At 70.4% G+C, this 20,792-nt stretch carries 16 protein-coding genes; 8 read left to right on the top strand and 8 right to left on the bottom strand.

The genetic code is table 11. The features are described 5' to 3' along the window. Window positions 1-6: 6 nt before the first annotated feature. Both ACWTPI_RS07865 and ACWTPI_RS07870 read left to right on the top strand, forming a co-directional pair. Complete coding sequence (locus ACWTPI_RS07865; RefSeq protein WP_454731364.1) at window positions 7-432, top strand: Hsp20/alpha crystallin family protein; 426 nt, start codon at window positions 7-9, stop codon at window positions 430-432. A gap of 118 nt (window positions 433-550) precedes the next feature. Then, a complete protein-coding gene (locus tag ACWTPI_RS07870) occupies window positions 551-1,909 on the top strand; it encodes an MBL fold metallo-hydrolase RNA specificity domain-containing protein (protein ID WP_059413156.1) in 1,359 nt (452 codons plus the stop codon). A 123-nt stretch (window positions 1,910-2,032) separates the two neighbouring features. On the opposite strand, the gene ACWTPI_RS07875 is transcribed toward ACWTPI_RS07870, so the two are convergent. Genes ACWTPI_RS07875 through ACWTPI_RS07885 form a run of 3 tightly spaced genes read right to left on the bottom strand, consistent with a single transcriptional unit; the run spans window position 2,033 to window position 5,059 of the window. Next, a complete protein-coding gene (locus tag ACWTPI_RS07875; protein ID WP_059413155.1) occupies window positions 2,033-3,820 on the bottom strand; it encodes a PHA/PHB synthase family protein in 1,788 nt (595 codons plus the stop codon). After that, window positions 3,817-4,563 carry an acetoacetyl-CoA reductase gene (gene phbB, locus ACWTPI_RS07880; protein ID WP_059413154.1) on the bottom strand — a complete coding sequence of 249 codons (747 nt, stop codon included), beginning with the start codon at window positions 4,561-4,563 and terminating at the stop codon, window positions 3,817-3,819. Before phbB ends, ACWTPI_RS07875 begins: the two co-directional genes overlap by 4 nt. Continuing rightward, window positions 4,553-5,059 carry a phasin family protein gene (locus ACWTPI_RS07885; RefSeq protein WP_454731365.1) on the bottom strand — a complete coding sequence of 169 codons (507 nt, stop codon included), beginning with the start codon at window positions 5,057-5,059 and terminating at the stop codon, window positions 4,553-4,555. The genes phbB and ACWTPI_RS07885 overlap by 11 nt, the downstream gene beginning before the upstream one ends. A 398-nt stretch (window positions 5,060-5,457) precedes the next feature. On the opposite strand from ACWTPI_RS07885, the gene ACWTPI_RS07890 reads away from it, so the two are divergent. Then, on the top strand, window positions 5,458-6,726 hold the full coding sequence (locus tag ACWTPI_RS07890) for an MgtC/SapB family protein (protein ID WP_454731366.1): 1,269 nt from the start codon (window positions 5,458-5,460) through the stop codon (window positions 6,724-6,726). Between the two features lie 55 nt (window positions 6,727-6,781). Here ACWTPI_RS07890 and ACWTPI_RS07895 read toward each other — a convergent pair whose 3' ends face one another. Beyond that, the gene (locus ACWTPI_RS07895) at window positions 6,782-7,120 is read right to left on the bottom strand and encodes a DUF883 family protein (RefSeq protein ID WP_454731367.1); all 339 of its coding nucleotides are present in this window, start codon (window positions 7,118-7,120) and stop codon (window positions 6,782-6,784) included. Window positions 7,121-7,799: 679 nt separating this feature from the next. Here ACWTPI_RS07895 and ACWTPI_RS07900 point away from each other — a divergent pair. Both ACWTPI_RS07900 and ACWTPI_RS07905 read left to right on the top strand, forming a co-directional pair. After that, on the top strand, window positions 7,800-10,976 hold the full coding sequence (locus ACWTPI_RS07900) for a response regulator (RefSeq protein ID WP_454740516.1): 3,177 nt from the start codon (window positions 7,800-7,802) through the stop codon (window positions 10,974-10,976). 76 nt (window positions 10,977-11,052) lie between these two features. Beyond that, on the top strand, window positions 11,053-11,595 hold the full coding sequence (locus ACWTPI_RS07905; RefSeq protein ID WP_059413151.1) for a gamma carbonic anhydrase family protein: 543 nt from the start codon (window positions 11,053-11,055) through the stop codon (window positions 11,593-11,595). Window positions 11,596-11,612: 17 nt separating this feature from the next. Here the strand turns inward: ACWTPI_RS07905 and ACWTPI_RS07910 are convergent, their stop codons facing one another. From ACWTPI_RS07910 to ACWTPI_RS07925, 4 genes are all read right to left on the bottom strand, one after another. After that, a complete protein-coding gene (locus ACWTPI_RS07910) occupies window positions 11,613-12,548 on the bottom strand; it encodes a 3-keto-5-aminohexanoate cleavage protein (protein WP_454731369.1) in 936 nt (311 codons plus the stop codon). A 150-nt stretch (window positions 12,549-12,698) separates the two neighbouring features. Continuing rightward, a complete protein-coding gene (locus ACWTPI_RS07915) occupies window positions 12,699-14,021 on the bottom strand; it encodes an aspartate aminotransferase family protein (protein WP_454731370.1) in 1,323 nt (440 codons plus the stop codon). A gap of 90 nt (window positions 14,022-14,111) precedes the next feature. After that, window positions 14,112-15,638 carry an amidase gene (locus ACWTPI_RS07920; protein WP_059413148.1) on the bottom strand — a complete coding sequence of 509 codons (1,527 nt, stop codon included), beginning with the start codon at window positions 15,636-15,638 and terminating at the stop codon, window positions 14,112-14,114. A 69-nt stretch (window positions 15,639-15,707) separates the two neighbouring features. Beyond that, the gene (locus ACWTPI_RS07925) at window positions 15,708-16,679 is read right to left on the bottom strand and encodes a Bug family tripartite tricarboxylate transporter substrate binding protein (RefSeq protein ID WP_454731371.1); all 972 of its coding nucleotides are present in this window, start codon (window positions 16,677-16,679) and stop codon (window positions 15,708-15,710) included. 475 nt (window positions 16,680-17,154) lie between these two features. Between ACWTPI_RS07925 and ACWTPI_RS07930 the strand changes: the two genes are divergently transcribed. From ACWTPI_RS07930 to ACWTPI_RS07940, 3 genes are all read left to right on the top strand, one after another. After that, window positions 17,155-18,246 (top strand): porin, encoded by a 1,092-nt coding sequence (locus ACWTPI_RS07930; protein ID WP_231586546.1) that lies wholly within the window; start codon window positions 17,155-17,157, stop codon window positions 18,244-18,246. A 55-nt stretch (window positions 18,247-18,301) separates the two neighbouring features. Then, entirely contained in the window at window positions 18,302-19,630 is a 1,329-nt protein-coding gene (locus ACWTPI_RS07935; RefSeq protein WP_454731372.1) for an MFS transporter, read from the top strand. A 91-nt stretch (window positions 19,631-19,721) separates the two neighbouring features. Further along, on the top strand, window positions 19,722-20,789 hold the full coding sequence (locus ACWTPI_RS07940) for a phosphotriesterase family protein (RefSeq protein WP_454731373.1): 1,068 nt from the start codon (window positions 19,722-19,724) through the stop codon (window positions 20,787-20,789). The last annotated feature ends 3 nt before the right edge of the window (window positions 20,790-20,792 follow it).

Here is a 20,792-nt window from a genome sequence, read left to right on the forward strand (position 1 = left end):
CAAGCGATGAGCAATCTCAGGATCTACGACCCGCTGTCGATCGAACCGGTCGGCGACTTGTTCCAGGGCATGCTGCGGGCGTTCCGCAGCGGCCCCGAAGCCGGCGGCTTCGCGTTCAAGGTCGACGTGACGGAGTCCGACAAGGCCTACAACCTCGTGGCCGAGATTCCCGGCGCGAAGAAGGAAGACATCGACGTGTCGGTCGACCGCGGCACGGTGATGATCTCGGCCAAGGTCGAGCGCTCGTCCGAGCAGAAGGACGGCGAGCGCGTGATCCGCCGCGAGCGCTACAGCGGCGCGATGCAGCGTGCGTTCACGCTCGACAGCACCATCGACGAAAGCAAGGTCGACGCCAGCTACGAGGATGGCGTGCTGCGCGTGGTGCTGCCCAAGAAAGAAGCGTCGCCGCAGCAGCGCGTGACGATTCGCTGACGGTCCGCCGGCAACCGGCGCGGCCCGCAGCTGTGCCGCCGCCGGACCGGCCTGGCGCGCATCGCCGGCCGCGGCGATGCGCCCACACCATATATACCCCCACAGGCGGAACGCAGCGATGCAATTGCAATTTCTCGGCGCCACCGACACGGTGACGGGCTCCAGGTATGTGCTGGATACCGGCCACAGCCGCGTGATGGTGGACTGCGGGCTGTTCCAGGGCTACAAGGCACTGCGCCTGCGCAACTGGGAGCCGCTGCCGGTCGACCCCGCCCGGCTCGACGCGGTGGTGCTGACGCACGCGCACATCGACCACAGCGGCTACCTGCCGCTGCTGGTGCGCAACGGTTTCCGCGGGCGGGTCTTCTGCACGATGGGCACCGCCCAGCTCTGCAACATCCTGCTGCCCGATTCCGCCCACCTGGCCGAGGAGGACGCGCGCTTCGCCAACCGCGAGGGCTTCTCGCGCCACCACCCGGCGCTGCCGCTCTACGACGGCGCCGACGCCGTGCGCGCGCTGCGGCGGCTGGAGCCGTCCCACTACGACACGCGCGTGGCGGTGGCGCCCGGCGTGGAGGCGGAGTTCCACCGCGCCGGGCATATCATCGGCTCGGCCATCGTGACGCTGCATGCGGGCGGGCGGCGCATCGTGTTCTCGGGCGACCTGGGGCGGCAGCAGGACATCGTCATGCGCGCGCCGGAAGCCGTGCGCGCGGCGGACTACCTGCTGGTGGAGTCCACCTACGGCAACCGCGTCCACCCGGACGAAGACCCGCTCGACACGCTCGGCGAAGTCGTCAGCCGCACCATCGGCCGAGGCGGCAGCGTGGTGATCCCGGCCTTCGCGGTGGGGCGCAGCCAGGCGCTGCTGTACTGCCTGTACCGCCTGCGCCAGCAGAACCGCATCCCGGCGGTGCCGGTCTACCTCGACAGCCCGATGGCCATCGACGCCACCGAGGTGTTCGCGCTGCACCCGGACGAGCTGCGCATCGAGCGCGCCGACTGCACCGCGGCCTGCAACATGGCCATCCTGGTGCAGAGCGTGCAGCAGTCGGCGTGGCTCCAGCGCGACCGCGCGCCCAAGATCATCCTCGCCGGCAGCGGCATGGCCACCGGCGGGCGCGTCGTGCATCACCTGCAGACCTACGGCCAGGACGCGCGCAACACCATCCTGCTGTCGGGCTTCCAGGCCGCCGGCACGCGCGGCGCGGCGCTGGCCGCGGGCGCGCGCGAGCTGCGCATCCACGGCAAGCCGGTGCCGGTGCGGGCCGCGGTCGCGCAGATCGAGACCCTGTCCGCGCACGCGGACGCCAACGAGCTGATGACGTGGCTGGGCGGCTTCGGCCAGGCGCCGCGGCAGACCTTCGTGGTGCATGGCGAGCCGGCGGCCAGCGACGCGCTGCGCCAGCGCATCGAGCGCGAGCTGCAGTGGCCGGTGTCGATGCCGGAATACCTGCGGTCGTATGCGCTGGACTGACCTGCTCAATTGACCTGCTCGCTTTTCTCGCCGGACTGAACGCAAAACGCCGCGCGGCGCCGGCCGGGCATTGCCCGGGCCGGCGCCGCGCGGCGTTCCGGTCTCCAGCCTTCCAGTCTGCCGCTAGTCCTCCAGCACGTAGCTGCCCGGCGCATCGGCGAGCGCGCCGGGCGCGGGGTCGCGCGCCGCCACGCGGCCGGTGGAGTGCGACGCCAGCCACGCCTGCCAGCACGGCCACCACGAGCCGTCGTGGTGGGTGGCGTTGGCGAGGAAATGCTCGGGGCTGGCGTAGGGCGCCAGCGCGTCGCGCGTGGACACGCGGAAGCGCCGGCGCGGATGGCCCGGCTCGGACACGATGCCGGCGTTGTGCCCGCCCGAGGTCAGCAGGAAGGTCAGCGTGGTCGACGTCAGCAGGTGCAGCTTGTAGACCGAGCGCCACGGCGAGACGTGGTCGTGCTCGGTGCCCACCGCGAAGATCGGCATGCCCAGGTCGGCCAGCGCCACCGGGCGGCCGTCCACGCAGTAGCGGCCCTCGGCCAGGTCGTTGGTGAGGAACAGCTTGTGCAGGCATTCCGAATGCATGCGGTAGGGCAGGCGCGTGAGGTCGCGGTTCCACGACACCAGGTCGTTCGGGCGCAGCCGCTTGCCGAGCAGGTACTCGCTCATCATGCGCGACCAGATCAGGTCGCGCGACTGCAGCATCTGGAACGCGGCGGCCATCTGCGGACCGTCGAGGTAGCCTTGCCGGCGCATGGTGGCGTCGAGCGTCGCCAGCGCGCTGCTGTCGATGAACAGGCCGAGCTCGCCCGGCTCGGTGAAGTCGGTCTCGCTGGCGAACAGGGTCAGGCTCTGCAGCGGCGTGCCGTCGCCATCGCCATCGCCGTCGTTGTCGCGGCTGAGCGCCGCGGCGCAGATCGACAGCAGCGTGCCGCCCAGGCAATAGCCGGCGGCGTGGACGTGGGTATCGGGGCAGCGTTCCTGCACCACGCGCAGGGCGGCCTGTATGCCCAGCCGCAGGTAGTCGTCGAGGCTGGTGTCGCGCGCCTCGGCGCCCGGGTTCTTCCACGAGATCATGAAGACCGTGTGGCCCTGCTCGACCAGGTAGCGCACCATCGAGTCGTGCGGCTGCAGGTCCAGGATGTAGTACTTCATGATCCACGACGGCACGATCAGCACCGGCTCGCGCCATACCTCGTCGCCGGCCGGCGCGTACTGGATCAGCTCGATCAGCGCATTGCGGAACACCACCTTGCCCGGCGTGATGGCCACGTCCTCGCCCACCTTGAAGGCGGGCGGGCGGCGCAGCGCGGGCTCGTGGGTGAGATCGGCCACCACGTCCTGCAGGTCTTCGAGCCAGTTGCGCGCGCCGTTGGCGAAATTGCCGCCGGCGCTGGCGGCGGTGGCCTGCAGCACCACCGGGTTGAGCCACCAGGCGTTGCCGGGCGAGCAGGTGTCGAGCACCTGCCGGGCGCAGAACGACACCAGCCGCTCATGGTGGTGCGACACGCCGCTCTGGCCGTGCGTCAGCGACTCCCACAGCGCCTCGTTGTTGCAGAAGGCATCGCGCCAGAAGCGGTAGGGCCATTGCGACCAGGCCGGGTCGGCGAAGCGCTGGTCAGGCGTCGCCGGCGGCGCCGGTTCGGTGCCGGGCAGCACGCAGCCGCCGGCGGCGACGGCGCCGGCCAGCCACTGGCCCACCGCGGCGCTGACCTTGCCGGGCGAGGTCGCCGTGTGCAGGGCCCAGTCCATGCCGGCCAGCCAGAACGAGGCCAGCGACAGGCCTTGCGTGGCCCCGGCCAGCATGGAGCGGACCTGTTCGTCGAGCAGTTCGTGCGGGCCGGCCGGGACCGGCTCGCAGCCGCATCCGGCCTCGGCGGCCGCGAGTTCTTTGTTTGTGGTCGGTGCGTTCATTGCATGTGCTGCCCACCGTTGATGGCGATGTTGGCGCCGGTGATGAAGGCCGCATCGTCCGAGCACAGGAACGCGATCAGCGCGCCCACTTCGTCGGGCCGGCCCAGCCGGCCCAGCGGGATCTGCGGCAGGATGCGGGTCTGGAGGATGTCGGCGGGAATGTCGGTGACCATGTGCGTGGCCAGGTAGCCGGGCGAGACCGTGTTGACGGTGACGCCCTTGGTGGCCAGCTCCAGCGCCAGCGACTTGCTGAAGCCGTGGATGCCGGCCTTGGCGGTCGCGTAGTTGGTCTGGCCGAAGGCGCCCTTGGAGCCGTTGACCGAGGCGATGTTGACGATGCGCCCCCAGCCCCGGCCGACCATGCCTTCGCACAGCGGCTTGGTCATGTTGAAGATCGAGTCGAGGTCGGTCCTGAGCACGGCGTCCCAGTCGGCCTTGCCCATGCGCCGGAAGGTCATGTCGCGCGTGATGCCGGCGTTGTTGATCAGGATGTCGACCTGGCCGAGCTGCGCCAGCACTTCGGCGGCGCAGCGCTGGCAGGCGTCGAAATCGGCCACGTCGACGGCGAACGCGCTGAACTCGCGCCCGGCCTCGCGCTGGTGCCCGAGCCAGGCCTGCACGTGGTCGTTGCCCAGGGAGTGGGTGACGGCGACCCGGTGGCCGGCGTCGTGCAGGCGGATCGCGATCGCTTCGCCAAGGCCGCCCATGCCGCCGGTGACGAGCGCGGTGCGGTTAGCCGGCATGAACGACGCTCCTCGACTTGCCGCCGGCCGTGGCGGCAGTGGTGGCGGCCGGTTCCGTGGCGGTCGGCATCCACGAGGTGGGCTGGCTCAGTTTCTCGAACAGGTCCTTCACCGGCGCGGCCAGCGCGGCGGGGTTGGCGGCGTGCTGCCACAGCGAGGTCTGGCAGCGCTGCCAGGACTCGCCGGTTTCCCGCAGCTGCTCGAGCACGGCGTTCTGGTCGTGGATGGCGAGCCGCATCCATGCCTGCATCAGCGTGGCGTAGTGCTCGGCCTGGCTGCGGAACAGGGCGGCCGGCAGCGCGGCCAGCGCGCCGAAGTCGCCCGCGTGGACGAGCTGCTCGCCGATTTCCCGCGAAGTCTTGATGTCCTTGCGCACCGCCTCGAGCTGGGCCTCGAGCAGGCGTGCGCGGCTTTCCTGCAGCAGCGTCAGCGTCCGCAGGCCCGTTTCGCAGGGGAAGGTCAGGAGGTCGGTCGGGATGCTGGTCGGTTCTGCCATGATGAATCTCCTTGGTTTGCGCGCGCCGCGGGGGCCGCGGCAATGCCTGGCGGGAAGCGGGGGCAGGGACCGGACGGGCCGTGGTGGAGCGCGGCGAGGTGTCCGGGGCTTGTCTCCGTCGGAAGCGGCGGGCGCAACGCCCGCCATTGATGCCGGGCGGGCGCTGGCCCGTCAGTTGATTCTAGGAGAGCGCCGAGCGCGCTGGTTGACACGCATCAAGCTTCGGCGCGGGCGCGCGCCGAAGCGGCGCCCGGCGGCGCCCGGCGGCACCCCGCGGCGGCCACATAGGTTGAGGTGCATCAGGCAAAATGTGCGCGCACGGCCCACACTGACTGCCATTGCGCAATCTTCCACAATCGCGCTGGCATTGCGCCCGCCCCCGGCCAGAGGAACCCGGCATGAACCAGACCGTCGTCTCTTTTTGCGTTGCGCTCGGCATCGGGCTGGGTTTCGGGCTCGAGCGCGAGCGCAGCCAGGCGGCGGACGGCGCCGAGGCCGCCGCCGGCCTGCGCACCTTCGCCATCGCCAGCCTGTGCGGCGCGCTGGGCGCCTTCCTGCCGCAGGCCGGGCTGCTGCCGGCGGTGCTGCTCGGCGCGGCCGGCCTCGCCGCGGTGGGCTACCGGCACACCGCGGCGGCAGACCCGGGCCTGACCACCGAGTTCGCGATGCTGTGCACGGTGCTGCTCGGTGCGCTCGCCATCACGCATCCCGGCCTGGCCGCCGGCCTCGCCGCGGTGCTGGTGAGCCTGCTGCACGGCAAGGCCACCCTGCACCGGCTGGTGCGCAGCGCGCTCACGCGCCAGGAGGTCAACGACGCGCTGACGCTGGCGGTGGCCGCGCTGGTGATCTGGCCGCTGCTGCCGGACCGCTACATGGGGCCGCTCGACGCCTGGAACCCGCGCACGCTCTGGCTGGTGGCGGTGCTGGTCATGATGATGGGCGCGGCCGGGCACATCGCCACGCGCGTGTTCGGGGAGAAGGCGGGGCTGCCGCTGACCGGCCTGTTCGGCGGCTTCGTCTCGAGCGTGGCGACGGTGGCCTCGATGGCCGCGCTGGTGCGCAAGGCCCCGGGCACGCCCGGCGTGCGCGATGCGGCCGTGGCGGCGGCCCTGCTGTCCAGCGTCGCCACCTTCGTGCAGATGCTGCTTCTGCTGGCCGCCACCAGCGCGGCCGCCCTGCGGATGCTGGCGCTGCCGCTGGCGGCCGGGCTCGCCGTGATGGCGGCCTGCGCCGGCTTCTGGCTATGGCGGGCGGTGCGCCGGAAGACCGGGCGCGACGACGCGCGCGCGGGCGCGCAGGCGGCCGGCCAGCGCATGGACTGGCGGGTGGCGGTGGGGTTCGTGGCGCTGATGGCGCTGCTGATGCTGGTCAACGCCGCCGTGCGCGCGTGGCCGGGGACCGGGGTGCTGCTCGGCGTCGCCGCGGTCGGCGGGTTTGCCGACGCGCACGCGGCGACGGTCTCGGTCGCCGCGCAGGTGGCGGCCGGGCGCGTGTCGGCCGCGGACGCGGTCTGGCCCGTGCTGGCGGCGTTTTCCGCCAATACCCTGACCAAGATCGTGGCAGCGGCGGCCGGCGGCGGCGCCTTCGCCTGGCGCGTCGCGGCGGGGCTGGTGCTGGCCGCCGCGTCGACCTGGAGCGTCGCGCTCGCGCTGGACGCCTGGCGCTGATCCCCGGCGCTGAGAATCGGTGCTGATCCCCGGTGCTGAGAACCGGCGCCGGGGATCAGCCGCGCCGGTCGAGCGCCAGCGCGCACAGCGCGCCGCAGGCGGCGGCAAAGGCCGCGGCCGCGCCGAGCACGCGCCACGGGTGCTCGTGCACGAATGCGTCGCCGGCCTCCATGCCGTGCCGGACCTGTCCGCGCGCCTGCGTCTCCAGTTCCCGCAGGCGCAGTTGCAGGGCGTCGAGCCGCGCCCGGAACTGCCCGCGGGCCGGGCCGGCCTGCCCGCCAGCGTCGGTGGTCGCCTCGCGCAGCAGGGCGTGCAGGTCGGCCAGCAGGGTCTCGATGTCGCGCGTCAGCGTGGCGCGGTGCGCGGACAGCTCGGAGCGGAAGTCGTCGGTCATGGTGTTCTGCCGGCAGGTTGGGACAGGTTGGGACAAACTGGAACAGGCTCGGGTGGGGATCGCGGGATGGAAACGCGCGGGCCGGGAACGCGCGGCCCGCAGGCGCGCGCCAGCCACTATAGGCAGCACGCCGGCATGCCGCTTGACCATAGTCAATAGCATGGCGGGCGGCGGGCGCGGCGCCGTGGCGGGATGCCGCCGCGCGGCCCGCCAGGCGGCGCCGGGCAAGGCGCCGCGCCCGCGCGCGCGGGCGCTGGCCCTTGCCGGGCGCCGCGCGCGCCCGCGTCGGGATTCGGCAACATGCGCGCGCGGCGCTATTGCCGTTGCCGGAACGGCGCTGGTAGAATCCGCGCCGCCCGGGCCTTGGCCCGGGCTTTTTTTTGCGCATCGCGCCTCCATCCGCCGCCGCGGGGCGGTGCCCGATGTCCCGGATGCGCCGCGCGCGCCGCTTCGGCTATAGTATTTCCACCTGCGGCCCCCGGAGGCCGCGCTTTCCCCGCGCCTGCCGTGTCGATCCGGCCGGCGCCGCGACGACCGGCGGCCCGATGCCTGCGCCCGGGGCCGAGCGAGGGGCCCCGATCGGTTGCCGCATTGGAGCGCCATGCACAAATCGCCCCGGGCCGCAGCGCTGTTCTGCCTTCTTGTCCTGTTCCTGGTTTCCGTCGCCCGGGGAGCCAGCGTGTCCGCCCCCGCGGCGCCGCCGGCGCACATCGAGGTGTTCGGGCGCCTGACCTCGGCGCCCAAGCCGTGGCTGAGCCAGGACGACCGCGAGTGGCTGGCGCACCGCGCGCCGCTGACGGTGGGCGTGGTGACGCCCGACTATCCGCCGCTGGAGATGCTCAATGCCGACCGCTTCGAGGGCGTCACGGCGGACTATCTGGCGCTGATGTTCGACCAGTTGCCGCGCGTGCGCGCCTTCACCTCGCGGCAGGCGGCGCTGGAGGCGCTGCGGCGCGGCGAGATCGACCTGCTCGGGCGCGGCAGCGCCGCCGAGGCCGCCGACTACGACCTGCGCGTCTCCCACATCTACCTGGCCGACCAGCCGGTGCTGATCTCCGCCGACGGCAGGCGCTTCGACGACCAGCGCGAGGGCGCCACGCTGGCGCTGGTGGCCGGCTACCTGGCCGAGCGGCAACTGGCCGCGCGCTATCCCAGGAGCCGCATCCTGCTGTTTACCTCGCCGCAGCGCGCGCTCGAGGCGCTGAGCCTGGGGCACGTGGATGCGATGGTCGGCGATGCGTTGTCCACGCATTACCTGATCAACATGAATTACCTGCTGAACCTGCGCATCGAGAACTTCGCGCCGATCGACAGCCACGGCTTCGGCTTCCTGGTGCGCTCCGAGGACAACCGGCTGCGCGCGCTGCTCGACCGCGCGCTGGTGCAGGTCAACGTGCAGTTCGGCGACGAGATCCTGCGCAGCTGGAGCGCCGGGCGGCGCTTCCGGCTCGACGAGCAGCGCCTGGCGCTGACGCCGGCCGAGAACCGCTGGCTGGCCGCGCACGCGGAGGTGCCGGTGATCGTCAACCGCTACCTGGGCTCGCTGACCCAGCTCGACGCGCGCGGCCGCGTGTCGGGCATCGGCCACGACTACCTGGAGCTGATCGCCAAGCGCAGCGGGCTGAAATTTACCTACAGCAGCGTGGACAACTTCGCGGAGTTGAGCAAGCGCATGAATGACGGCGCGGCGATGGTGACGCCGGTGCTGCCGCCGGACAACCCGGCCGACGGCAAGCTCGAGATCCTGTCGCCGTACCTGCGCAGCTCGGTGATCCTGATGACCAGCCAGGACCGCGAAGGCGTGAGCGACCTCGCCCGCCTGGCCGGCAAGCGGCTGGCGACCGGCGCCGGCTACTACCTCAACGAGACCATCCGGCGCAACTACCCGGCGATCGACCTGCAGGTCTACGACAACCTGCTCGACGCCATGCGCAGCGTCGACGAGGGCAAGAGCGACGCCTGCATCTCCAACCTGTTCTCCGGGCGCTTTCTCGCCGCGCACAATTTCAACGGCAGGCTGGTGGTCAGCGGCATCCTGGAGGACCGCACCGTGCCGGTCAGCATCGGCGTGCTCAAGAGCGAGCCGGAGCTGCAGAACATCCTGGAGAAGGCGCAGATGTCGATCGGCCCGGACGAGGTGGCCGACATCGTGCGCCAGTGGGAGCCGCGCTTTCCCGCGGTGGGCGCCAGCTTCTGGCGCGACCACCGCGGCCGCATCGTCCAGCTCGGCGGGGTGTTCGCGCTGCCGGTCGCGCTGTCGCTGGTGTGGGCCTTCTACCTGACCCGGCAGGTGCGCAAGACGCGGCGCGCGGAAAAGCGCCTGACCAACCAGCTCGCGCTCAAGAACACGCTGATCAACGCCATTCCCAACCCGGTCTACCTGCTCGACCGCGACGGCTGCCTGAGCGCCTGCAACCCGGCGCTGCTGCGGCTGTTCTGCGCCGGCTCGGAGCAGAGCCTGGGCAAGACCATCCTCGAACTGCACTGGTTCCCCGCCGAGCTCGCGCAGCGGCTGCTGCGCGAGCAGCGCCAGCGCATGGCGCAGGGCACGCCGGCGGTCGAGGAGCACCTGCTCGACATCAACGGCCAGGTGCGCTACATCCAGCACTGGACGGTGCCGTACCGCAACGTCGACGGCGAGGTCGAAGGCATGATCGGCGGCTGGGTCGACCTGACCGAGCGCCAGAGCCTGATCGAGCAGTTGCAGGTGGCGCGCGAGAAGGCGGAGTCGGCCAACCAGGCCAAGAGCATCTTCCTGTCCACCATGAGCCACGAGATCCGCACGCCGATGAACGCCATCATCGGCCTGCAGGAACTCGTGCTGCAGAAGGCCGAGCAGGGCGCGCTCGACACCACTTCGCTGGCGGTCGCGCAGGAGGCCGCGCGGGGCTTGCTGCTGCTGCTCGGCAACGTGCTCGACCTGACCCGCATCGAGACCGGCAAGCTCGATTCCTCGCCCGAGCCGGTGGCGCTCAAGGCGCAGATCGAAGGCATCGTCACGCTGGTGCTCGGCATGGCGCGGCAGAAGCACCTGTCGCTGGACCTGCGCTTCGAGGGCGAGGTCGACCAGTGGGTGATGATGGACCCGCTGCACTTCAAGCAGGTGCTGTTCAACCTGCTGAGCAACGCCATCAAGTTCACCGAGCGCGGCGGCGTCACGCTGCGCGCCACCGGGCGCCGCGTGGACGGGCGCCTGCGCCTGCTGCTGGAAGTCATCGACACCGGCATCGGCATCTCGGAGCAGGACCAGGCCAAGCTGTTCCAGCCGTTCTCGCAGGTCGAGGCGGCGCAGGCCGGGCAGGCCTTCGGCAGCGGGCTGGGCCTGAGCATCAGCCTGCGCCTGATCAAGCTGCTGGGCGGCAGCATCAGCCTGAGCAGCGAGTCGGGCCGCGGCTCGTGCTTCAGCGTCGACCTGGACCTGCCGCTGAGCGCGGCGCCCGCCGCGGCGGAGGCGCCGGCGCTGGCGCCGGACGCGGCCGCGCGCAACCTGGACGTGCTCGCGGTGGACGACCATCCGGCCAACCGCATCACCTTCCGGCAGCAGCTCAAGCACCTCGGCCACCGCGTCACGCTGGCCTCGGACGGCCTGGAGGCGCTGGAGCTGTGGCAGGCCGGCGCGTTCGACGTGGTGCTGACCGATTGCCAGATGCCGCGCATGGACGGCCTGGAGCTGGCCCGCCGCATCCGCGAGGAGGAAGGGCGCGGCGGGCGCCGCCGCTGCCTGATCCTGGCGGTCACGGCCAGTGCCGAGCCGGCCGAGGTGCAGCGCTGCCTGGCGGCCGGCATGGACCGCGTGCTGATCAAGCCGCTGACGCTGGAGACCGTCGGCCAGGCGCTTGCCGCCGTGGCCGCGTAGGCTTCCTCTTTCTTTTCCTTGGCGATTCCTTTTCTTTAGAGCAATCCTTTTTTTTCCGCGTTTTCAGGATTCCAACGTGAGCATCCGCAGTTTCCAGGGCAATGCCCCCCGGCTCGGCGACCGAGTGTTCGTCGATGCCAGCGCCGTGCTGATCGGCGACATCGAGATCGGCGCCGACAGTTCCGTCTGGCCGATGGTGACGATCCGCGGCGACATGCACCGCATCCGCATCGGCGCGCGCACCAGCGTGCAGGACGGCAGCGTGCTGCACATCACGCACGCGGGGCCGTTCAATCCCGACGGCTTCCCGCTGACCATCGGCGACGACGTGACCATCGGCCACAAGGCGCTGCTGCATGGCTGCACGGTCGGCAGCCGCATCCTGATCGGCATGGGCGCCATCGTCATGGACGGTGCGGTGATCGGCGACGAAGTGATCCTCGGCGCCGGCAGCCTGGTGCCGCCGGGCAAGGTGCTCGAAGGCGGGCATCTCTACGTCGGCAGCCCGGCGCGGCAGGCGCGGGCGCTCACGGAGAAGGAGCGCGGTTTCTTCCGCTATACGGCGGGCAACTACGTGAAGCTCAAGGACCAGTACCTGGCGGAGCAGGGCGGCGGCTGAGGGCGCCGCCGCCTGGCTCAAGCCGGGCCGCCGGCCGCATGGGCGGGACGCGCCGGTGCGTCGCCGCGGGGCAGGCCGAGAATCCGGCGGGCTTCCTCCGGCGTGGCGATCTCGTAGTCCATTTCCCTGAGAATGCGGACCGTGCGCTCGACCAGCTCCACGTTGCGGGCCAGTTCCGCGTGGCGATAGTACAGGTTGTCTTCCAGGCCGACGCGGATCACCTGGCCGCCGAGCAGCAGCGAGTTGATGCCCGCCTGCAACTGGGACGGCCCGATGCCGCTGACGCAGAAGACGCTCTGCCGCGGCAGCAGGTCGACCATGAACTGCAGCGTCTTCGGGTCGTAGGGCATGGCGTTCTGGAAGCCGCGATGCGCGTTCATCACCAGGTTGAAGACGTAGGGCGGCTCGTCCAGTCCCATCCGGATCAGCGTCGCCGCATCCTGGACGATGTGCGCGGGGCTGAAGACCTCCCACTCGGGCTTGATGCCGCGCCGCTTCATTTCCTCCGCCAGCGTCCGGCAGCGCGAGGGCGAGGTGTTGAACAGGATTTCCTTGCCGCCGAAGCTGCCGACGAAGGTGCACGCGTCAAGCGTGCACATCTCCGCGCCGGCGTCCATGCCCTTGAGCCGCTCTTCCCAGACGGTGTCCCACATCCCGCCGGCCATTGGCCGGATCATGTCGCCGTGGACGCCGCCGCCGGTCGAGTTGTTGATGACGATGTCGCATCCGGCGCGGATCCGTTCGTTGATGTCGCGGTAGATGTCCGCGTTGCACGTGGCCTGGTCGTCGGGCAGGCGGGCATGGATGGCGGCCACGCTGGCGCCGGCGTTGTAGCAGTCGAGGACGTCCCGCGCGATCTCGTCGGGCTGCGTGGGCAGGTGCGGGTTCTGGGACTTGAAGGCCATGCCGCCCGTCGGGGCCACCAGGACCACCACCTTGTTCGATGCAGTCATTTTTTTTGTCTCCGGGTTGATGAATGCCGCTGCGCCAGTCGTTGCCGGTCTTTCCGGTGTCGCTGGTCTCGATGTCGGCGGGGAAAACGCTGCCGGCCGCTCCCGCAGGCGCCCGCCTGGCGGCGCCTGCGGGACCGGCGCGCCCGTGCTTCAGGCGGGGAAGAAATGCCCGTACTGGCGCACGAAGCTCGTGAACGCATTGACGAACCGGTCGATTTCCTCCTGGCCGACGGGAACGCTGAGCACGACGAAGCCGCGGCGCGCGAGGTACACGCCGTTCTCGATCATGTGGAAGAAGAAGAGATCCTTGATGGCGTTGCCGCCGGGCAGGATGTCGGCGGTCGAGCGGATCTCGTGCGCGCCGGCCTGGAGGTTCATCAGCGAGCCCACGCCGGTGAACTGCAGGGCCGCGCCGTTGTCCCTGCAGATCCGGTTCAGCCGGTCGCGCAAGGTGTCGCCAAGCGCGTTCAGGCGCACCGCGGCCTCCGCGGTGTAGATCCGGGACAGGCCCGCGGCGCCGGCGGCCATCGTCAGCACGTTGTTGTTGAAGGTGCCGGCATGCGGCGTCGCGTCGGTGCGGCGCGGGTCGAACTGGGACATGATGTCGGCGCGGCCGCCGAAGGCCCCGAACGACATGCCGCCGCCGATGTACTTGCCCAGCGTGGTCAGGTCGGCGTGGATGCCCAGCTTTTCCTGCAGGCCGCCCGGAGCCAGGCGCGAGGTCATGACTTCGTCGAAGACCAGCAGCGCGCCCTGCCGGGACACCAGCTCCCGCAGGCCGCGCAGGAATTCCACCTTGGCTTCGATGCATCCGGAAGCGCCCTGCATGGGCTCGACCACCACCGCGGCGATGTCCCGCGGGTTGGCCGCGAACAGCGCGCGGACGCTGTCGAGATCGTTGTACGAGGCGATCAGGAAATCGTGCGGCACGTTGACCGGGGTGTTGCCCCTGGCGAACGTGAGCACGCCGCCGTGATACCCGCCGCCGAAGACGACGACCTTGGCGCGGCCGGTGTGGATCTTCGCCGCCGAGATGGCCATGAGGTTGGCCTCGGTGCCCGAGTTGGTGAAGCGCACCACGTCGACCGAGGGGAAGCGCTCGCAGATGAGGCTGGCCAGCCTTGCCTCCAGCACGTTGTGCCCGCTCAGGTTGATCCCGGCGTCCAGCGCGTCGTCGATGGCGCGGCGGATCACGGGGTTGGAGTGGCCGTAGATGCCGGCCGTGAATTCCGCGATGAAATCCACGTAGGCATGGCCGTCGGCGTCCCACAGGCGGCATCCGTCGCCGCGCGCCATCGCCAGCGGGAACGGGGCGTAGAACAGGACCGAGCGCGTGTTGCCGCCAGGCATGTAGCGCGAGGCCAGGTCGAACTGCTTCTGGCTGGCGGGGTTGCGCCTGGCATAGCGGTCGGCCGCCTCGGCCACCGCGGTGGCGATCGGGGCGGTGTCGACCGCGAAGAGATGTGGATCCATGATGATGCGGTTCCGAAGGTTATTGAAATGTGTACTGTTCAATTACTGTACACCGTACAATTAATCGGCGCAAGCGATGCGGGCGCCGGCTCAGACGACGGAGATCGGGGCGCTGCCCGCGGTTTCCGCCGCCAGCGGCGGATGGGTGACGATGGACCGCAGCGAGGCCGTGCCCGCGCGCAATGCGTCGAGGTCCGGGCGCGGGCGGCGCAGCGCCGCGTGCGCGTCGAACGCGGCTTCGAGCGCCGCGCCGATCTCCAGCAGGCGCCGGTCGCGCCGGAAGGGCGCGATCACCTGCAGGCCGAAGGGCAGCCCTTGCCGGTCGCGCCCGCACGGCAGCGACAGCGCCGGGTTGGTGGCTAGCGTGACGACGTAGGTCAGGTCGAGCCAGCGGTAGTAGTTGGGCAGCGGCCGGCCGTTGATGGCTTCGGCATGGGGCCGGGTCCACGGGAAGGGCGACACCGGCGTGGTCGGGGCCAGTATCACGTCGAAGCGCGAATACAGCCGCTGGAACGCGCGGAAGATCCTGGTCTGCTCCGCGTGCGCCCACGCCGTGTCGGCCAGGGAGAGCGCGGCGCCGATCTCGTAGTTGGCGCGCGCGTTCGGGCCGATCGAGCCGGGGTCCCGCTCGTAGGCCCCGCGCATCGCGGCGACGAAGGCCTGGGCGCGCATGACGTCGAAGCAGCGGTGCACGTCGCCAAGCGGCTCGCGGGCGAAGTCGACCGGTTCGCACGCGGCGAAGAAGCCGGAGATCCGGGCGATGCGCTCCCGGAACGTGGCGCGGATCTCTTCGTCGACCTCGCACGCGCCGAAATCCTCGGTGAAGCCGACGCGCAGCGCGCCGAGGTCGGTGCCGCGCAGGTCCAGGAAGTCGTGCGGATTGGCGTCCTGGCTCAGGGGCTCCGCGTCGCACAGGCCCGCCGTTGCGGCGAGCTGCAGCGCGGTCTCGGCCACGGTGCGGCCCATCGGCCCCACCACCGACAGCGGCGACCAGCCCAGCAGCCGCCGCTCGCTCGGCACCAGTCCCGGGGACGGGCGCATGCCGACCACGCCGCACTTGGCCGCCGGGATGCGCAGCGAGCCTCCCGTATCGGACCCCGTGCAGACCGGCAGCATGTCGCAGGCCAGCGCCGCGGCCGAGCCGCCGGACGAGCCGCCCGCGTTCAGGCGCGCGTCGAAGGGGTTGCCGGTGGCGCCCCACACCGGATTGCGGGTGTTGGCGCCGGCGCCGAACTCGGGCACGTTGGTCTTGCCCACGAGGATGGCGCCGGCGGCGCGCAGGCGGCCGACCAGCACGTTGTCGCGCGCGGGGACGTTGCCGCGGTATAGCGGCGAGCCATAGGTGGTCAGCAGGCCGGCGGTCTCCTCCAGGTCCTTGACGCCCATCGGCAGCCCGTGAAGGATGCCCACGGGCTCGCCCCGGGCAAGCGCGCGCTCGGCGGCGCGCGCTTCCGCCTCCGCGCGCTCGTAGCACGTCGCGGTGACGGCGTTCACGTAGGGATTGACGGCTTCGATGCGGCGGATGCACGACTGCAGCAGCTCGACGGGCGATATTTCGCGGGACCGGATCAGCGATCGCAGCACGGGGGCGGTGAGTTCAGCAAGCTCGGCGGTCATGGGTCTCTCTTGTGGTGGCGCGGGCCGTGTCCGGCGCCGCGGGAAATGGCGGGCGGGTCGGCGCGGGCATCACTTCAGCTTCGCCTTCTCGACCACCGTGACGTTCTGCGCCATCTCGGCGGCGGCGCGCCGCCGGAACGCCGCGCCGTCCTGCCAGCTTGCCGAGAAGCCCAGCGCGCCGAGCTTCTTCTGCACCTCCGGGTCCTGCACCACGGCCTTGAGTTCGGCTTCGAGGCGCGCCGATACCTCGGGCGCAAGCCCCCTGGGCGCGACGACGCCGACCCAGTTGTCGAACACGAATTCCGGCACGCCCTGCTCGATGAACGTGGGCACCTGCGGCAGCAGCGCGGCGCGGGTCCGGGACGCCACCGCGATCGGGACCAGCGCGCCGGACTGGATGAAGGGCGCCGCGGCCACCACGCTGTCGATTGCCAGCGCGGTCTGCTTGCCCATCAGCGAGGTCAGCGAAGGCGCGCTGCCCTGGAACGGCACGTGCAGCAGCGACACGCCGGCCTTCATGGCGAAGCTCTCGGCAATGATGTTCGGCATGGAGCCGTTGCCGAAGGAGCCGTAGGCCAGGCTGCCGGGCTCCTTGCGCGCCGCCGCGACCACGTCCGCGACGGTCTTCAGCGGCGATCCGGGATAGGTCAGCATGACCATCGGCATCGCCGCGACGATGCCCAGGTGGTCGAAGCTGGCGGCGCCGTAGCGCGCGTTCGGATAGAGCAGCGGATTGATCGTAAACGTCGGGGCGCCCGTGATGAGCAGCGTATAGCCGTCGGCCTTCGCCTTCGCCACGAAGCCGGCGCCGATGGTCGTGTTGGCGCCGGGGCGGTTGTCCACGACGAACGGCTGGTGCAGCCGCTCCTGCAGCTTCGTGGCCATGAGCCGGGCGATCGTGTCCCCCGTGCCGCCGGCCGGCACCGGCGCGACGACCGTCACGGGCCGCGAGGGGTAGGGCTGCGCGAAGGACGGCTGGGAAACGACGATGCCGGCAAGGGCGGCGCCGGCAGTGGCGATCGCCGAAAGGAAACTACGCATGAAGCACTCCAATTCAATCTTCGAGGGAGCCGGCCGCCCGCGTTCGCGTGCCCGGCGCCGCCGATATTGGATCATTGTTCGTCGTTTTTCAATACATTGTTCATCGTACAATAAATTTACAGTCTGGCGGCACTGATCTTGTGCCGGCCGGCGCGCCGATGCACGGAATCGAGGCGCCGCGCTTCATCCTGGTTCGTCCCCGGGCTGCCCCCGGCACGTCCCCAGCTCGTCCGCGGCGGCGCCGCGCGATCCCGTCCGGCGCGCCGCGCGCGGTCGTAATACGCGTAATCACCTATTCGTTGTACACCGAACAATAAATAAACTGACCTTGGTATCGACAATCATAGAACGTCGTACAGGTCTGGCATGCACATTGCGTAGCCGGTGCCATGCCTCGATTTTTTCCGCCGCGGCGCGGCGCGAGGCACGGCGAGTTGAATGAAGACGGACGCACACGACACAAGGGGAGCAAGACTTGAATACATGGAGCAAGGCATGGGCGGCCGGTGCAGCCCTGTTCGGCCTGGCGGGCGGGGCGCAGGCCCAGACCTCGGGCGTGACGGTTTACGGCTCGATCGACGCCGGCGTGACCTACCTCAGCAATGTGGGCGGCCACAACCAGGTGAAGATGGACGACAGCATCAGCCAGGGGAACCGCTTCGGTTTCCGCGGCAGCGAAAGCATCTCGGGCGACCTGTCGGCCATCTTCAACCTCGAAGGCGGCTTCATGTCGGACACCGGCGCGAGCCGGCAGGGCGGCCTGCTGTTCGGGCGGCAGGCCTATGTCGGCCTGGCCTCCGAGCGCTTCGGCACGCTGACGCTGGGCCGGCGCTTCGACCAGATGGTGAGCCTGATCCGCTATCACCCGGGCTACTACACCGGCATCTATTCGTTCACGCCGGGCGACATGGACCGCATCTCCGGCGCGTGGCTGAACAACACGGTCGTCTACAGCAGTCCCAGCATCGGCGGCCTGACCCTGAACGGGCAGTACAGCTTTGCCGAGGACGGCACCAGCACCACCAACGGCGGGCGCGCATACAGCTTCAGCGCGGCCTATGCCGCGGGCCCGTTCAACGCGGTGGTGGCGGCCACGGGGATCAAGCAGTACGCGGCCAAGTCGGCCAGCGCGCTCGGCGTGCCCTTCCTGTTCGGCGCGGCCGCGAACGCGGCCCAGACGATCGTTCTCGACGACTACCGCACCGTCGGCGCGGGCGCGGCGTACAAGTTCGACAAGGTGGCGGTCAGCGGGCTGTACACCAACACCCGGCTGGAGCCGAAGGGCGCGCCGTCGGAGACGCTGCACAACGCGTCGCTCACCGTGGCGTACTGGCTGACGCCGAGCTGGATCCTGGTCTCGGCCTATACGTACTCGAAGCTGGGGGACTACCGGTGGAACACGTACAACGGCGCCGTGGACTACCTGCTCTCGAAGCGCACCGACGTGTATTTCATGGCGAACTTCCAGGACGCCAGCGCGCAGACCCACGCGATCCTGACGACAAACCCGGCCTCGGGCAACGACCGTCAGCTGGGATTGCGCGTGGGCATCCGGCACAAATTCTGATGCCGCATCCCGATTCCGAAACCGAACGAACAGGCAGGGCTTGGCCATGAACGCAATGACCGATTCAAGAACGGACTCAGGCACGGATTCAACCAGCGGGCCGCCTGCGGCGCAGTCCGGCGCCGCGCCGCGAGGCGGCGCGAAGGCGAGGCGCAAGGCGGTCGTCGCCGGCGTCGCGGGGAACATCCTCGAGTGGTATGACTTCGGCGTCTATGGTTTCCTGGCGGCCATCATCGCCAGGAGCTTCTTTCCGTCGGCAAGCGGGGTGGGCTCGCTGCTGATCGCCTTCGCCACGCTGGGCGTCGGCTTCGTGGCGCGGCCGGTGGGCAGCATCGTCCTGGGCCATCTCGCGGACCGGCGCGGCCGCAAGACGGTGCTCACGCTGACCATCTTCCTCATGGCCGGGAGCACGGTCGCCATCGGCATCCTGCCGACCTACGCCACGGCCGGCGTGCTGGCGCCGGTCCTGCTGGTGCTGGCGCGGCTGGTGCAGGGCTTTGCCGCCGGCGGCGAATGGGGCAGCGCGACCGCGTTCATCACCGAGTGGGCGGGCGAGGGCCGGCGCGGCTTCGTCGGCGCGTTCCAGCAATCCAGCATCGCGATCGGGCTGCTGCTGGGGTCGGGCGTGACGGCGATCCTGGCGTCCTCGCTCGGCGCCGCGGACCTCGAAGGCTGGGGCTGGCGGATTCCGTTCCTGCTGGGCGCGGTGCTCGGGCCGGTCGGCGCGTACATGCGCCGCAACATCGCGGAGCCGCCGGTCTATCGCTCCGCGTCGCCGTCGGGCCGGCTGTCGCGGGCGGATTTCTCCCGGCGCATCCTGCACGCCATCGTCTTCGTGGCCATCTGGGGCGTGGCCTCCTACATGGTGACCGTGTACATGCCGACCTTCGGCCAGACCTACGGCGGCCTCACGCGCAGCGAAACGCTGTGGTCGGTGACCATCGCGCTGGCGCTGACGGCGGTGCTGGCGCCGGCGTTCGGCCACGTATCCGACCGCATCGGCCGCAAGCCGGTATTGCTGGCCGGATGCGCCGGTTTCCTGGTGCTGTCGTATCCGCTCTACGGCGCGGTCCTGTCGCACCCCGGATCGGTGCCGGTGTTCCTGGCCGTGCAGTGTTCGCTGGTGGCGCTCTACTCGCTGCTGGCCGGCGCCGGCCCGGCCTACCTCACCGAAGCCTTCCCGACCTACATCCGCACCACGGGCATCTCGGTTGCCGGGGCCTGCGCCGGGTTGTTCGGCGGGTTTGCGCCGCTGACGGTGACGTGGATCATCCAGGGCACCGGCGCGGCGACCGCGGCGGGCACGTTCCTCGCTTTGGTCGCGCTGGTCTCGCTGCCCGCCGTCCTGACGATCCGGGACGCGGCGCACGCGCGCCTGGACTGAACCGCTCCGGATCCCCCCCCGGGCCGCGCGACCGCTCCAGCTATCGTTCGGGCGGCCCTTGTGAAACTGCACACGCATGTTCGAAATTGCCATGAATGCGAACCCTGACCAGACGCCGGGAAAAACAAGAGGAATCGTCCAGACCGTGCTCGGGCCGGTCGATCCGGGCGAGCTCGGCCCGACGCTGATGCACGAGCACCTGCTCATCGACTTGACGCCGCCGCCGGCGCTGCTTGCCGGCGGCCCGGCCGCGCAGGAGGCGGAGATCACGCTGTGCAATTGCTGGGGCATCGGCAATGGCCAGAAGTCGTACCTGAAGAACTACCAGCTCGACCAGATCGACGTGGCCGTCGAGGAGGTGCGCGAGATGATGGGCGCGGGCGGGCGCACCATCGTCGACCTGACGAATGGCGGGCTCAAGCCCGACCCGGAGGGGCTGGCGCGGATCGCGCGCACCACCGGCGCCCACATCGTGATGGGCTGCGGCCACTACGTGCATGCCTACCAGGACCCCGCGAATCACGAAAGGACCGTCGACAGCTTTGCCGCCGAGATGATCGCGCAGCTGACGCAGGGCGCGTGGGGCACCGGGATCCGTGCCGGCATCATCGGCGAGATCGGCTGCCAGTCGCCGTGGACCGAGCTCGAGCAGCGCGTGATGCGCGGCGCCCTGATCGCTCAGGCCGAGACCGGCGCCGCCATCAACGTGCATCCGGGCCGGCATCCGGACCAGCCCGCGGAGATCGTGTCGTTCATCGAGGCGGCCGGGCACGGCGTCGGGCGCGTGATCATCAGCCATGTGGACCGCACCATCTTCGACGACGACCGCCTGCTGCGCCTGGCGGATACCGGATGCGTGATCGAGTTCGATCTCTTCGGCTGGGAGCAGAGCTACTATCCGATGTCCAGCGAGATCGACATGCCGAACGACGGCGCCAGGCTGAAGATGGTCCGGCTGCTGGTGGAGCGGGGCCATCGCGACCAGGTCCTGATGAGCCAGGACATCTGCACGCGCACCCGGCTGGGCCGGTATGGCGGACATGGCTATCAGCACATGTTCGCCAACATCGCGCCGCGCATGCGCCAGCGCGGATTCAGCCAGGCGGACGTCGACGCCATCCTGGTGGAAAATCCCCGGCGCCTGCTCACGATAGCCTGACCC

The sequence above is a fragment of the Cupriavidus ulmosensis genome, assembly GCF_977008105.1.

What these genes read in the sequence shown, in the direction of transcription:
- ACWTPI_RS07865 (WP_454731364.1), top strand. Translation starts at nt 7, where the DNA reads ATGAGCAATCTCAGGATCTACGACCCGCTGTCGATCGAACCGGTCGGC.
- ACWTPI_RS07870 (WP_059413156.1), top strand. Translation starts at nt 551, where the DNA reads ATGCAATTGCAATTTCTCGGCGCCACCGACACGGTGACGGGCTCCAGG.
- ACWTPI_RS07875 (WP_059413155.1), bottom strand. Translation starts at nt 3,820, where the DNA reads ATGAACGCACCGACCACAAACAAAGAACTCGCGGCCGCCGAGGCCGGA.
- phbB (WP_059413154.1), bottom strand. Translation starts at nt 4,563, where the DNA reads ATGCCGGCTAACCGCACCGCGCTCGTCACCGGCGGCATGGGCGGCCTT.
- ACWTPI_RS07885 (WP_454731365.1), bottom strand. Translation starts at nt 5,059, where the DNA reads ATGGCAGAACCGACCAGCATCCCGACCGACCTCCTGACCTTCCCCTGC.
- ACWTPI_RS07890 (WP_454731366.1), top strand. Translation starts at nt 5,458, where the DNA reads ATGAACCAGACCGTCGTCTCTTTTTGCGTTGCGCTCGGCATCGGGCTG.
- ACWTPI_RS07895 (WP_454731367.1), bottom strand. Translation starts at nt 7,120, where the DNA reads ATGACCGACGACTTCCGCTCCGAGCTGTCCGCGCACCGCGCCACGCTG.
- ACWTPI_RS07910 (WP_454731369.1), bottom strand. Translation starts at nt 12,548, where the DNA reads ATGACTGCATCGAACAAGGTGGTGGTCCTGGTGGCCCCGACGGGCGGC.
- ACWTPI_RS07915 (WP_454731370.1), bottom strand. Translation starts at nt 14,021, where the DNA reads ATGGATCCACATCTCTTCGCGGTCGACACCGCCCCGATCGCCACCGCG.
- ACWTPI_RS07920 (WP_059413148.1), bottom strand. Translation starts at nt 15,638, where the DNA reads ATGACCGCCGAGCTTGCTGAACTCACCGCCCCCGTGCTGCGATCGCTG.
- ACWTPI_RS07925 (WP_454731371.1), bottom strand. Translation starts at nt 16,679, where the DNA reads ATGCGTAGTTTCCTTTCGGCGATCGCCACTGCCGGCGCCGCCCTTGCC.
- ACWTPI_RS07935 (WP_454731372.1), top strand. Translation starts at nt 18,302, where the DNA reads ATGACCGATTCAAGAACGGACTCAGGCACGGATTCAACCAGCGGGCCG.
- ACWTPI_RS07940 (WP_454731373.1), top strand. Translation starts at nt 19,722, where the DNA reads ATGAATGCGAACCCTGACCAGACGCCGGGAAAAACAAGAGGAATCGTC.